Source organism: Kineosporia mesophila (assembly GCF_021129235.1).
In the GTDB taxonomy this organism is placed as follows: domain Bacteria; phylum Actinomycetota; class Actinomycetes; order Actinomycetales; family Kineosporiaceae; genus Kineosporia; species Kineosporia mesophila.
This window is the reverse complement of record NZ_JAJOMA010000001.1, coordinates 785,424-798,151: the sequence shown is the minus strand read 5'-3', so window position 1 is coordinate 798,151 and position 12,728 is coordinate 785,424. Positions and strand designations below refer to the sequence as shown.

General features: G+C 69.7%; 12 protein-coding genes. 5 read left to right on the top strand and 7 right to left on the bottom strand.

The features are described 5' to 3' along the window. Positions 1 to 67 precede the first annotated feature (67 nt). A complete protein-coding gene (locus tag LR393_RS02875; RefSeq protein WP_231481389.1) occupies positions 68 to 769 on the bottom strand; it encodes a DedA family protein in 702 nt (233 codons plus the stop codon). A gap of 112 nt (positions 770 to 881) precedes the next feature. Next, complete coding sequence (locus LR393_RS02870) at positions 882 to 1,454, bottom strand: GNAT family N-acetyltransferase (protein ID WP_231481388.1); 573 nt, start codon at positions 1,452 to 1,454, stop codon at positions 882 to 884. 69 nt (positions 1,455 to 1,523) lie between these two features. Here LR393_RS02870 and LR393_RS02865 point away from each other — a divergent pair, with 69 nt between their 5' ends. Then, positions 1,524 to 1,856 carry a hypothetical protein gene (locus LR393_RS02865; RefSeq protein ID WP_231481387.1) on the top strand — a complete coding sequence of 111 codons (333 nt, stop codon included), beginning with the start codon at positions 1,524 to 1,526 and terminating at the stop codon, positions 1,854 to 1,856. 90 nt (positions 1,857 to 1,946) lie between these two features. Beyond that, entirely contained in the window at positions 1,947 to 2,561 is a 615-nt protein-coding gene (locus tag LR393_RS02860) for a type II toxin-antitoxin system PemK/MazF family toxin (protein WP_231481386.1), read from the top strand. A gap of 6 nt (positions 2,562 to 2,567) precedes the next feature. Here LR393_RS02860 and LR393_RS02855 read toward each other — a convergent pair whose 3' ends face one another. Further along, a complete protein-coding gene (locus tag LR393_RS02855; protein ID WP_231481385.1) occupies positions 2,568 to 4,067 on the bottom strand; it encodes an MFS transporter in 1,500 nt (499 codons plus the stop codon). Between the two features lie 115 nt (positions 4,068 to 4,182). Between LR393_RS02855 and LR393_RS02850 the strand changes: the two genes are divergently transcribed. Further along, positions 4,183 to 4,743, top strand: a complete 561-nt coding sequence (locus LR393_RS02850; protein WP_231481384.1) for a TetR/AcrR family transcriptional regulator — start codon at positions 4,183 to 4,185, stop codon at positions 4,741 to 4,743. 92 nt (positions 4,744 to 4,835) lie between these two features. Further along, positions 4,836 to 6,143 (top strand): alpha/beta hydrolase family protein, encoded by a 1,308-nt coding sequence (locus LR393_RS02845; RefSeq protein ID WP_231481383.1) that lies wholly within the window; start codon positions 4,836 to 4,838, stop codon positions 6,141 to 6,143. Here the strand turns inward: LR393_RS02845 and LR393_RS02840 are convergent. The 3 genes from LR393_RS02840 to LR393_RS02830 all read right to left on the bottom strand — a co-directional run bounded on the left by LR393_RS02840 (position 6,136) and on the right by LR393_RS02830 (position 9,592). Continuing rightward, positions 6,136 to 7,224 (bottom strand): acyltransferase family protein, encoded by a 1,089-nt coding sequence (locus LR393_RS02840; protein WP_231481382.1) that lies wholly within the window; start codon positions 7,222 to 7,224, stop codon positions 6,136 to 6,138. The two genes, LR393_RS02845 and LR393_RS02840, sit on opposite strands and share 8 nt — an antisense overlap. An 87-nt stretch (positions 7,225 to 7,311) precedes the next feature. Beyond that, complete coding sequence (locus LR393_RS02835; RefSeq protein WP_231481381.1) at positions 7,312 to 8,289, bottom strand: dihydrodipicolinate synthase family protein; 978 nt, start codon at positions 8,287 to 8,289, stop codon at positions 7,312 to 7,314. A gap of 781 nt (positions 8,290 to 9,070) precedes the next feature. Beyond that, positions 9,071 to 9,592, bottom strand: coding sequence for a Rossmann-fold NAD(P)-binding domain-containing protein (locus LR393_RS02830; protein WP_231481380.1), 522 nt, complete (start codon positions 9,590 to 9,592; stop codon positions 9,071 to 9,073). 123 nt (positions 9,593 to 9,715) lie between these two features. Between LR393_RS02830 and xylB the strand changes: the two genes are divergently transcribed. Next, on the top strand, positions 9,716 to 11,140 hold the full coding sequence (xylB, locus tag LR393_RS02825) for a xylulokinase (RefSeq protein ID WP_345718794.1): 1,425 nt from the start codon (positions 9,716 to 9,718) through the stop codon (positions 11,138 to 11,140). A gap of 72 nt (positions 11,141 to 11,212) precedes the next feature. On the opposite strand, the gene LR393_RS02820 is transcribed toward xylB, so the two are convergent. After that, the gene (locus tag LR393_RS02820) at positions 11,213 to 12,700 is read right to left on the bottom strand and encodes a mannitol dehydrogenase family protein (protein ID WP_231481421.1); all 1,488 of its coding nucleotides are present in this window, start codon (positions 12,698 to 12,700) and stop codon (positions 11,213 to 11,215) included. Between the last annotated feature and the right edge of the window lie 28 nt (positions 12,701 to 12,728).

The following is a 12,728-nucleotide window of genomic DNA, read 5'->3' as shown; positions in this document are numbered from 1 at the left end:
CGAGAGGTTAGACGGTCACAACTGAGAGCGAGCTGACATTCCGGAAGATGGCCGGCCCGTCACCCGTTCAGACCCGGGTGCGATCCCGTTTCGCGCGGGGGTCGGTACCGTGCCGGGACGGGGTGCGGCGGTACTGCACGACGCGCCGGCCGATCCCGAAGGCGAGCAGGCCGAGGATCACCGCGTAGAGGATGTAGTCGAGGTAGTGCGCGTAGGACTCGACCTTCTCGTACTGCGTGCCGAGCGCCATGCCGGCGCCGATCAGGATGCCGTTCCAGATGCTGGTGCCGAGCAGGGTCCAACCGGTGAACTTCCACAGCGACATGCCCGCGGCCCCCGCGGGCAGCGAGATCAGGCTGCGCACGCCGGGCACGAAGCGGCCGGTGAACACGGCCACCGAGTCGTACTTGCTGAACCAGGCGGCGGACGCGTACACGTCACCCGGATCAACGAGGGGGATCCTGGACGCGAGCCAGGCGGCCCGCTCCAGGCCGATCTTCGCCCCGAGCCAGTAGAGCACCAGCGAACCGAGCACCGACCCGAGTGTGGCCAGGACGAACACCGCCGCCAGGCCGAGCTCGCCGACCTGCACCTGGTAGCCGGCCAGGGGCAGCACGATCTCGCTCGGGATGGGTGGGAACACCACCTCGAGGAAGCTGAGGGCGCCCACCCCGATCGCGCCGAGTTCGGCGGTCAGGTCGAGCACCCAGCCGGTCAGTCCCCCGATCCCGGAGGAATCGGTGGTGGAACCGGCTTCACGGGCTGTCATCGGTGGCAGAACGAGGGCAGTCACACAGCATTCGACTGCCCCTGGTGCCCACCGAGTTCCCGGTCAGGCCGTTTCGTGGCGTGGGTCACCCCTCACCGGACATCACCGAGGGTCAGACGATCGCGTCGCTCGTCCATTCGATCTCCCCGTCCACCACCGTGATCGTGGGGTGCAGCCCGATGGACCGGGCCACGCCCTTGGACGCCCGGTGCCGCGGATGGATGTGCGCGATGAACCGCTGCACGTCGTTGCCCCGCAGCCAGATCACCATCTCCGCCGCCGCCTCGCGGGCGAACCCGTGGCCCTGCGCGTCGAAGGCGAGCACCCAGGCCAGCTCGGCCTGCATGTCGCCGCTACGGGCCCGGCTGATCGTGGCCTGCACCGTGCCGACGAGCCGCCCCGTGCGGTGCCGGATCATCCAGTTCAGCCAGCCCTGGCTCCCGTCCGGCGACTGCCCCTCGGCCTGACGGCGGAACCGTGCCTTCAGTTCGTCGAGCGAGGCCGGGGATCCGCCGGTGAAGGCATGGATGCGCTCGTCGCTCAGCCACGGATACGCCTCCTCGGCGTGATCCAGCCGGATCGGCTCCAGATCCAGACGCGGGCTCTTGAGATACGTGACCACCGGCCACGACAGCTGAGTTCCCATGTTCGCCCCCCAGACGTCCGGCACCCGAGCCAACACCATGTCGCGATCCGGCCTCCCCCGCAGGTCGTGTCGTCCCAACGGCCGAACGCGAGACGGATCGGGAGGGCCTTGGTCGCACCCCGCCCGGGCGTCGGCACCTTGGCCTCCGGCACGATCGAGAGCCCGAGCCTGGCCACCGTCCGCCCGTTACGGCGCGAGCTGGCGGCCTGGATGGGCCGGGCCCGCTCGGCCGGGCTGGACGACGAGAGCATCGAGGCGCTGTTCCTGGCCGGGTTTCGCGTCGGCTCCCGGCTCCCCCCGGCAAACCCGGGATTCCCGGACACAGGGCCCGGGCCGGCGGTACCGGCGCCGGTGGGCCCTGTCGGACTGCTGATCGGCACCTTCTGGGGCGCACCGCTGGTCGCACCTTCTGGAGCCTGCGGTGGCGCGAGACCGGCCTGATGCTGAGCGGCGCGACGCTGCTGACGGCCCTCACCTTCTGGCGGATCCGCCAGGATGTGTGGGTTCAGGAACAGGCTCTAAGGTTCGGGCATGGCATCAGGATTCTGGGCAACAGTGGCGCGTCTCCTCGGGCTGGGTCAACCCGGTCAGACCGGGCAGACCGGGCAGAAAGCCCCCGGGCGGATCACCACGCGCACCCGGGGGCCCCAGGCGACCCCGCCCCAGCCGGCCACCGCCAAGCCGGCACCGCCGAAGCCGCGCCAGGTGGAACGTCCTCCGACCGACAACGGAAATGCTGATTACGCGGGCGACTTCGAGGGCAAGGCCAAGCTGGCCTACGCCCCGGTGAACGACGGGAACCCGGACCCGGGTGAAGTGGTCTGGGCCTGGGTCCCCTTCGAGGAAGACCACTCGCAGGGCAAGGACCGGCCGGTGCTGGTCATCGCCGAGCACCGGGGCAAGGTGCTGGGGCTCATGCTGACGAGCAAGGACCACGACCGGGACGCGGCCCAGGAAGCCCGGTACGGACGGGTCTGGATGGATATCGGTACCGGGGCCTGGGACCGCCAGAACCGGCCCAGCGAAGTGCGTCTCGACCGGGTGCTGCAACTGGACCCGAAGGTGGTGCGCCGTGAGGGCGCGGCCCTGGGCCAGTCGCTGTACGAGGAGATCGCCGCCGCGGTGCGCGAGACCAAGGGCTGGTAGGTCCTCTCAGCCGCGAGGCGACGGAACGACCCGCCAGGCCACCACTCCCGCCAGCACGAGCAGCACCGACGCGATCCACGAGGTGGTCTGCATCGCCTCGGCGAAGGCCTCCCGGGCCGCACCGAGCATCTCCCCGCTGCCCAGCACCTGGGTGGCACGGGCCAGGGAGTCCGACACCGCGTCCCCCGCGGTGCCGGACAACCCCGAAAGACTCGGCAGATGGCTGCGATACAGCACGCCCTGAAGGCTGCCGAGCACCGCGATCCCGACCGCGACGCCCATCTCGTACGACATCTCGGAGATTGCCGAGGCCGCGCCCGCCCGCTCGTGCGGCACCGACCCGAGCACGGCGTCGGTGGCCGCGGTGAACACGATGCCCACCCCCAGGCCGATCACCACCAGGCCGGCCGCCAGACCGGCGTAGCCCCGGGCGGTCTCGAAATGCGCCAGCACGGCGAACCCGAGAGCCGAGACCAGAAGCGACAGAGCGAGTGTCCGGCCGACCCCGAGCCGGTTGATCATCGGCACCGCGATCACCACCACCAGGATCGACGCGACGGTCAGCGGCATCTCGCGCAGCCCGGCCTGGAACGGCGAATAGCCGTGCACCAGCTGCAGATACTGCGAGAAGAAGTACAGCAGACCGCTGAACGCGAAGATCGCGATGAACGACGACAGCACCGTGCCCGCGAAGGCCGGGCGACGGAACAGGGTGACGTCGACCAGCGGGTCCTTCAGCGTTCTCTGCCGCCGCACGAAGATCACGCCGAAGGCCAGGCCGGCCAGTGCGGCACCCGCCCCGAACCCGTCGAGCCCCTCGTGCGCGGTGTGCTTCACGGCCCAGACCAGCGGGACGATCGCGATCACCGACAGCACCGAGCTCAGCAGGTCGAACCGGCCCGGATCCGGATTGCGCGACTCGGGCACCAGCCGCCCGACGGTCGCCACCATCAGCGCCATGATCGGCAGGTTGATCACGAACACCGATCCCCACCAGAAATGCTCCAGCAGAACGCCACCCACGAGCGGGCCGAGCGCGGCACCACCGGCGCCTCCGGTCGACCAGATCGCCACGGCCTTCGTGCGCTGCCGGTCGTCGGGGAACAGGTTCCGCACGATCGACAGGGTCGAGGGCATCAGCGTCGCGCCCGCCACCCCGAGCAGGACCCGCGCCGCGATCAGCCATCCGGGCCCGGGCGCGAAGGCCGCCATCAGCGACACCAGGCCGAATGCGGTTCCGCCGATGAGCAGCAGGCGCCGGCGCCCGATCCGGTCGGCCAGCGTGCCCATGCTGATCAGCAGACCGGCCAGGGCGAAGGAGTAGGAGTCGCCGATCCAGAGCAACTGCTGGGCGGATGCGTCGAGGTCGACGGTCAGGGAGGGAACGGCGAGCGCGAGAACGGTGCCGTCCACGGCGAGCAGGGTCACGGCGAGGGTCAGGGGGACGAGGGCGGCCCACTCGCGGGGCCCGGCCAGCCGGGTCGGCTGCACGAGGGTGGTACTCATGCCGACAGGCTACGGACCATCTGGTCGGTTAAGCAAACCATTTGGTCGGCTACTAGGGTGTGCCGGTCGGGACCCGGTCCGGGCCGAGAATCAGCGAGAAGCAGGAGGAGGTCAGGTGGCGGAGCGCGATCCGGCGAAGACCCGGCGCACGGTGCTCGACGCGGCGGCCCGGGTGGTGGCCGAGCGCGGCGCGGGGGTCAGCATCGACGCGATCGCCCGGGAGGCCGGGGTGTCCAAGGGTGGGCTGCTGCATCACTTCCGCTCCCGGGACGAGCTGATCCGGGCCCTGGCCGACGACATGCTGGAGGCCTTCTTCGTCGCTGTCCAGGCCGCGGCCGATCCGGCCGACCGAGCCGAGGGCCGGCTGATGCGGGGTTACATCAAGGCCTCGTTCGACGTCCTGCTGCAGGAGTCGTCGCCCGCCGAGCACGTGGCCCTGGTCTCCGCGGTGTTCAAGGCGCCGGGCGTGGCCGACCTCATGCGCAAGGACAAGGTCCGCTGGGAAGCCTATTTCGCCGACGACGGCCTCGACCCCCAGCGCCTGCTGGTGATCCTGCGGGCCGCCGACGGCGCCGCGATCGCCGGGCTCTACGAGGGCGGCCACTCCCACGAAGACCTGGAACACATCCGCGAGATCCTGATGAACCTGACCAGATCCCCCGGTCCGCTGTCCTGACCACCCTATCCGCCCAGGTGCCTACGACCCTGGACTGACGACGTGCGGGCCCCCTCTGCGAGAGCATGAACCATCGGTGAGGGGATGGTGAAATGACTCTGCTCGAGAGCGCTTTGGAAGCCAGCGCGCTGCTCTGCCTCCTGGCGGTGCTGGCGCCGGAACCAACTCGCCGGCCGGCCGCGGTCGGCACCGGTGTGCTGCTGCTGGTCCTGGCCGGGGCGGCGCTGGCCACTGAGGGACCGCGCTGGCAGCTCACCGGGGTGATCGGGGCCGGGCTGATCGCGATGGCGCTGTCCGGGTTCCGGGTGGCGACGCAGCGCCCCCGCACGAAGAGGGGCTACGCGGCCCTCGGCCTGGTCCTGACCCTGGGTTTCGCCGGCCTGCTCGGGGGCGCGGCCGCGATCTGGGGTTTCCGGCCGCTGGATCTGCCCGATCCGCAGGGGCAGTACGCCGTCGGCACCCGTACCGCCTACTGGACCGACCCCGCGAGGGACGAGCCGGCCACGACGGCGTCCGACCGGCGGCGGGTCACCGCACAGATCTGGTACCCGACAACCTTGAAGGGCCCGGCATCCCCCTATCTGGGCCGGCGGCCGCAGATCGTCGCCGAGGGGCTGGGCCGCTCGTTCGGGGTTCCGGCGTTCTTGTTCGGCGAGGCCGTGGACGGACACGGTCATTCCACGGAGAACGCCCCGCTCCCGGCCACGGGCGAGAAGTACGGGGTCGTTCTCTTCTCCCCCGGGCTACTCAGTGTGCGCACCCAGAACACCGCCTGGGCCGAATATCTCGCGGCGCGGGGCTATGTGGTGGTGGCGCTGGACCATCCGTACGACTCGGCCGTCACCCTCACGCAGGACGGCCGGCCCCTGTGGTCGAAGGTGCGGGCCACCAGTGACGACGAGCAGGGCAACCGGGACGCCGACCATCTCACCGCGATCCGGGCCCAGGACCTGAGCTTCGCCCTCGACCGGATCGAGGCCGACGCGTTCTTCCGCCACCGCCTCGACACCGATCGGGTGGCCGTGACCGGGCACTCGGCCGGTGGGGCCGCGGCACTCCAGGCAGCGGCGCAGGACAGCCGGTTCCGCGCCGCCATCGACATCGACGGCCTGCCGCGCAACAACGCCCGGCCGCGACAGCCGGTGCTGGCCCTGGTGGCGGGCGACCAGCAGGACAATGTTGCCTACCAACAGGCGCTCACGCAGGTGCTGGCGCAGAACCCCCTCAGCCGCCGCATCACGGTGAAGAACACCAAGCACCTCAGCTTCACCGACGCCCCGTTCCTGCTGCCCGGCCTGCCGGTGCTGTTCGGCTCGGCGGACCGGGAGACGGCCTACACCGCCATGACCGGGGCGACGCAGACCTTCCTGGAGGCCGCTTTCCGCAACGACCTCACTTGAAACTCATCGCGGGTCTCTCCACCAGGTTCCAGGAGAGCGCGGCGATCCCCGCGGCCAGCACCACGGTGAGCAGGACGAACGGCACGTGGGTGTACTGCTGCACCCCGAAACCCACCAGCAGCTGGGCAATCGGCCAGTGCCAGACGTACATCCCGTAGGACAGGTCCCAGCGGGGCTCCCACGGAACGGGCAGGCGCACCATCGCGTAGAGGCACAGGTAGGCGAAGGCCGGCCCACCGGCCCCTCGCCAGTCGTGCATCACCAGCAGACTGGCGACGACGACGGCGAGACCGGCCAGGGCGATCCAGCGGTTGACCGGAATGCGGTCGGCGAAGAGAAAACCGGCCGCGCCGAGCAGGAACACGAACGAGAAGCGCAGCATGTACGACGAGCCCAGCGGGTTGATGCCGACCTCGCTGGCGACGGTCAGCCCCCAGAGCACGACGATCAGGGCGAGCACCACCCACGGCCACCGGCGCAGCACCCCGATCACCCCGAGCCCCGCGATCAGCAGGTAGCAGCAGGCCTCGTAGAACAGCGTCCACAGCGAACCGTTGATCACGTCCGGATTGCCGCCGTCACCGGGCAGGCCGCTGATGCCGAACTGGCGCATGAGCAGGGCCGCGTTCTGCACCAGGTAACCGAACGAGGAGTCGGGACCGCTGAAGACCGTGGCGGCACCGCGGCCGGCCAGTACGGCCATCAGCGGTGCCACCACGAACGCCGAGAGCAGCATGACCGCCCAGAACCCGGGCAGGATGCGCAGCGCCCGGTGCCGCAGGTAGCGCGGCACCGAGTTCAGGCGCAGCAGGCTGCGGGTGACGAGGAACCCGCTGAGCACGAAGAACGCGTCCACACACAGCGCGCCCACCTCGGTGACACCGATGCGCGGCTGGTGTCCGAACCCCAGGAACATCGCGTGGACCACCGCCACGGTGGTCGCCAGCGCGAGTCTCATGACGTTGAGCGCGTTGTTCCGGGGGTCGAACGCCGAAGCCAGGGTGTCTGGCGACGGGGCGGAGCGGTGCCTACCCGCGCCCGCCCCGCCGATCGCACTGATCGTGCCGATGGTCAGGATCACGCTTCCTCGTCTCGTCGTCGCTCGTCCGACGTCGAGGAAACCTAACCTTACGTAAGGGGAGAGGTTGCTGAGAGAGATCAGCCAACTTCAGCTTGCCAACCCCTGGCTCTCTGCCATGTCGACCAGCTGACGGGCCTCGGCCAGCACCGAGCGGACGTGCTCGCGACGGCCCTCGGTGACAGGGGTCATCGGCTCGCTCAGGGCATCGCTGGCGATGATGCCCTGCTCGACGAGCGCCGACTTGAGCGCGCCGATCGCCGTGCTGTTGGGGCCCCGCTCGACCTCGGTGGGCACATACACCTGCACGAGAATGTTGAGGACGCGCAGGATGCGGGAGAGGTCGATGCGCCGGTCACCGGCGTGTGCGGCCATCGCCGCGACGAAGTAGTCGGCCGCGATGTTGGACAGGCCGGTGACCGCACCGTTCGCGCCGATGTCGAGGGCACAGTCGAGCAGGGTGTCGGACCCGGTGAAGATGAGCTTCTTGTCCACGTTCGGCACCTCCACCGTGACCCGGCGCAGGTTGGTGAGGTCGAGCGAACTGTCTTTGATGCCGACGATGAGGTCTTCGGCGAGCAGCTCGATCATGTTGTGCGCGGTCAGCGCGTAACCCGTGTTGCTGGGCATGTTGTAGGCGAGAACTGGTACCGGAGAATGCTTTGCGACGAGCTCGAAGTGCCGCAGGATTTCCGGCTCACTGACGTTGGCGTAGAACGGCCCGGTGACGACGATGCCGTCGACCTGCTCGGACACCAGGCGGTCGATGCCCTCGAGCACCCGTGGCGTCGTGGGTTCCACGATACCGACGAGCAGCGGTTCGGGGCCCTTCTCGGCGGCCAGGGTCTCCACGACCGTGGTCGACTGACTGGGCGTGAGGTAGTGCCCCTCTCCCATCGTACCGAGCGCGAAGATGCCGCTCACCCCCTGCCCGATCAGGTGAGTTCTCAAGCTGCGCAAGGAATCCAGGTCAAGACGCCGATCGGGCGTCAGGGGGGTGCAGATCGGCGGGATGACCCCGCCGATCGCACCGAAGAGGGCCGATGTGTCGCTACTGTCCGCCACCATGATCGTTGATCCGATCTTCTCTTGTCGCCTGTGCAGAGGTATGCAGAGTTCCGGCGGGCATGCGGCATCGAGCAACGCCCGCGTTGTACTGATCGCGCGCCGAAGACGGCTTGCTACATGCATCGGCACGCGGGCACGGAAAGCCCAGAACATCGACAGTGATTTCACGCCACGGCAATACGTGGCGTCGGGCCACCGGCATGGGAGGCGGCCGGCTCCGGCGGATCGCGCCGGCCCTAGCTGAACTTTCCTCCCACGTCGCGCCATGTTAACCCGTTCGGGCCTGCGGTGCAGTTCTCAACGGGCGCCTAACTGCTCTATACCTGCACCGGAACACCTTTCAATTTTCTCGACTCCGCGCTCCGGATCGGGCGGGCAGAGCCGCCGAGAGCACCGCCGCGACCACCGTGAATCCGACCGTCCACCAGAAGGCCTGCCAATAGGCCGCGGCCGGATCAGCTCCGGACGACAAGCATCTTCTGCAACATCCCGGCGGCCACGGCAGTGCCCAAAGGCCCACCGATCTGCTGAGCGGACGTCCCGGACCGGATCGCCGGCCCGCCCTTCGACCTCTTCCGGCACGAGGTGATGACGGCGCTGCACCCGGTGCCCGACGAGGTGATCGCCGAGATCTTCCTGCCCCTGGTCAATCCGGTCAGTCCAGTCAGTCCAGCCAGTCCGGTCAGTCCGGTCAGTCCGGTCAGTCCGGTCAGTCCGGTCAGTCCAGTCAGTCCAGTCAGTCCGGTCAGTCCGGTCAGTCCGGTCAGTCCGGTCAGTCCAGTCAGTCCGGTCCGTCCCTGAGCCGAACCAGCCCGGACCCGGTCACCGCGTAACCCGCCGCCAGCCGGGACCACCCCGGCCCCAGGGCCTCCCCGATCAGCCAGGTGACCTGCGTCCCCACTCTCACCTCGACCAGCAGGGGCCGCAGGACCTCCGGAAACCGGCTGTCGGGTAACGGCTCCGGTACCCACACGCGGATGTGACGGACCCCCTCGGGCAGGACGGCGGGCTCACGGGCGACGGTCACCACGAGGCACCCCGGCTCCGGGACCCAGATCTGCGCCGGATCGGGCCGGCAGAGCACCACGGCATCGGGTGCGTAGAACCGCAGCAGATCCTGGGCCGTGCGGGGATCATCGGGCACGTCGCAGGGTACGAACGTCGGCCCCGGACGATCGGCCGAGCGCCCCGTCCCGACGACCAGGGCCCCCGCGTCCACCAGCGCTTCCGCGACGGCCCGGCCGAATCCCCTGGTCACGCCGGTGACCAGAACCGTGACGCCCTCCAGCCTCGTACCCCTCACACCTTCAGGACGAGGTCAGGGGGCGGAACTCATCGCCGCCCCTTCCTGACCGGCCAGTAAGCTGGGCCGGGCTGTGCTCAGACGGCCGGAGCCGGCCAGTCTGTCGATCGTTCGGGAGCAATGATGACCCTCGTCGCCGGTGTGGACTCGTCCACCCAGTCCTGCAAGATCGTGATTCGGGATGCCGACACCGGAGAGCTCGTGCGCTCCGGTCGCGCCCGGCATCCCGACGGCACCGAAGTACACCCCCGGGCCTGGTGGGAGGCCCTGCAGACAGCGGTCAGCGATGCGGGCGGACTGCACGACGTGGCCGCGCTCTCGGTGGGTGGCCAGCAGCACGGCATGATCGCCCTCGACTCCTCCGGCGAGGTGGTGCGCGACGCCCTGCTGTGGAACGACACCCGATCGGCCGGCGCCGCCACCGACCTGATCGGTGAGCTCGACGAGCAGCAGTGGGCCGACGCGATCGGCTCGGTCCCGGTGGCCTCGCTGACCGTGACCAAGCTGCGCTGGCTGCGCGACGCGGAACCGGCGAACGCCACCCGGACCCACGCGGTGGCTCTGCCTCACGACTGGCTGACCTGGCAACTCGCCGGTGGTTTCGCCGGAACGGGATTCGAGGGCCTGGTCACCGACCGGTCGGACGCGTCGGGTACCGGCTACTGGTCGCCCGCCTCCGAGGGCTACCGCAACGATCTGCTGGAGCGCGCACTCGGTCACGAAGCCACAGTTCCCCGGGTACTCGGACCACGCGAACGGGCAGGAACGGGCACGGCCGGGTTCTTCGACGGGTCCTCGCCCATCCTCGGGCCGGGTGCGGGCGACAACGCGGCGGCCGCTCTGGCCCTGGCGCTGAAGCCCGGTGACGTCGCGGTGTCGATCGGCACCTCGGGCGTGGTCTCGGCGATCGCCGGTTCACCGACCGCCGACGGCTCCGGCCTGGTCACCGGTTTCGCCGACGCGACCGGCCGCTACCTGCCCCTGGCCTGCACCCTGAATGCGGCGCGGGTGCTCGACTGGGCGGCGAACCTGCTCGGCGTCGACCACGAAGGCCTGGCCAAGCTCGCCCTGCAGGCTCCCTCGGGCGCCGAAGGACTGGTGCTGGTGCCCTACTTCGAGGGCGAGCGCACGCCCAACCGGCCCCGCTCGACGGCGTCGCTGCACGGTATGCGGCTGTCCAACACCACACCCGCGCACATCGCCCGGGCCGCGGTCGAGGCGCTGCTGTGCTCCCTGGCCGACGGCATCGACGCCCTGCGCGCCGCGGGCGTCCCGGTGCAGCGGGCCTTCCTCATCGGTGGGGCGGCGCAGTCCGAGGCGGTGCAGCGGCTGGCCCCGGGCATCCTGGGCCTGGACGTCCTGGTGCCGACCCCGGGTGAGTACGTGGCCGACGGCGCCGCCCGCCAGGCGGCCTGGGTGCTGTCCGGCTCGCAGACCCTGCCACAGTGGTCGTCCTCCGGCGAGCCGACGGTGCTCGCGGCCGACCAGCTCACCCCGCAGGTGCGGGAGCAGTACGCCGAGGTCCGGGAGCTGACGGCCGAACGCTGAGAGCCCCCGAGACCCCTCGTGATCATGCGAACCTTCCCCGGGGAAGGTTCGCATGATCACGGCCGGGTTCAGTTACGCGCTCTTGTTCAGGATGTTCAGGAACTCCCGGGCCCCGACCTCGTGGATCAGTGCCAGCTGGGCCGTGTAGACCTCGGCGAAGCGCGGGTCGTCGGCCAGGTCACCGAACCAGCGGGTGGAGCGGGCCAGGGCCAGCGGGTCGTCCTTCTGCCGGGCGCCCCGGGCGAGCACCTCGTCCTTCTCCACGTCGACGACCGTGATCGGCTGCCCTTGCTCGTCGACCGCCTCGGCGTAGCGCGCCCAGGTCACCGCGATCGCGATGGCCCGGGTGCTGACCAGGCCCTTCGCCAGGTTGGCACGGATCACCGGCACCACGAACTTGGGGATGCGGTCGGAGGCGTAGGAGGCCAGCCGGGCGATCGTGTCGCGGACCTCCGGGTTGGCGAAGCGCTCGATCAGGGTGTTGCAGTACTCGTCCACGTCGATGCCCTCGACCGGGGCCAGCGTGAGCCGGGCCTCGTGGTTCCAGTAGTCACGCAGGAACTGCACGAACAACGGGTCGGACGAGGGCTCGTGGGCGTACGTGTACCCGCACAGGTGCCCGGCGTAGGCGATGGCCTGGTGCCCGGCGTTGAGCAGGCGCAGCTTCATCAGCTCGTACGGCTCGACGTCGGCGACCATCTGCACGCCGGCCTCCTCGAACGGAGGACGGACCCCGGACTGGAACGCGTCCTGCAGCACCCACTGGGTGAACGGCTCGCAGGCCACCGGCCAGGCGTCGTCGATGCCGAAGACACCCGACACCGCCTCGACCACGTCGGGCGTGGTGACCGGCGTGATCCGGTCGACCATGGCGTTCGGGAAGAACACCTCGGTGCGGATGTACTGCGCCAGGTCCTCGTCGACCAGACCGGCGAACGCGGCGATGGACGAGCGGGCCACGTCACCGTTCGACTGGATGTTGTCGCAGGACATCACCGTGAACGGCTCGATACCGCGCTCCCGCCGGATCCGGAGTGCCTCCGCCACCCAGGCGTACATCGTGACCGGCGCCTTCCCCTCCGAGAGGCCGGCGACGTCCGCAGTGATCACCGGGTTGTCCACGTCGAACGCACCGGTGGTGTTGTCGATGTTGTAGCCGCCCTCGGTCACCGTCAGCGAGACGATGCGCGTCGAGGGCGCGGTCAGCACGTCGAGCACCCGCTGCGGTTCGTCGGGGGCGTAGGCGTAGTCGACGATCGAGCCGATCACCCGGGCATCCAGGTTGCCGTGCCCGTCCTTGAGCATCAGCGTGTAGAGGTGATCCTGCTTCGACAGCGCATCGGCCATGGCCTTGTCGGGCGGCATCACCCCGACCCCGAAGATGCCCCAGTCCATCGCCCGGCCGGAGTTCATCAGGGTGTCCAGATACATCGCCTGGTGCGCCCGGTGGAATCCTCCGACCCCGAAATGCACGATGCCCACCGTGACTTCGGATCTGTCGTAGCCCGGCCGCGCCACCCTCTCGTCGAGGTGGGACAGCGTCTTCTGAGTCAGCGGCATTGCTTTCACGCCGAAAACGATATGACCT

Coding starts and splice junctions, on each gene's coding strand:
- LR393_RS02875 (WP_231481389.1), bottom strand. CDS start 769: ATGACAGCCCGTGAAGCCGGTTCCACCACCGATTCCTCCGGGATCGGG.
- LR393_RS02870 (WP_231481388.1), bottom strand. CDS start 1,454: ATGGTGTTGGCTCGGGTGCCGGACGTCTGGGGGGCGAACATGGGAACT.
- LR393_RS02860 (WP_231481386.1), top strand. CDS start 1,947: ATGGCATCAGGATTCTGGGCAACAGTGGCGCGTCTCCTCGGGCTGGGT.
- LR393_RS02855 (WP_231481385.1), bottom strand. CDS start 4,067: ATGAGTACCACCCTCGTGCAGCCGACCCGGCTGGCCGGGCCCCGCGAG.
- LR393_RS02845 (WP_231481383.1), top strand. CDS start 4,836: ATGACTCTGCTCGAGAGCGCTTTGGAAGCCAGCGCGCTGCTCTGCCTC.
- LR393_RS02835 (WP_231481381.1), bottom strand. CDS start 8,289: ATGGTGGCGGACAGTAGCGACACATCGGCCCTCTTCGGTGCGATCGGC.
- xylB (WP_345718794.1), top strand. CDS start 9,716: ATGACCCTCGTCGCCGGTGTGGACTCGTCCACCCAGTCCTGCAAGATC.
- LR393_RS02820 (WP_231481421.1), bottom strand. CDS start 12,700: ATGCCGCTGACTCAGAAGACGCTGTCCCACCTCGACGAGAGGGTGGCG.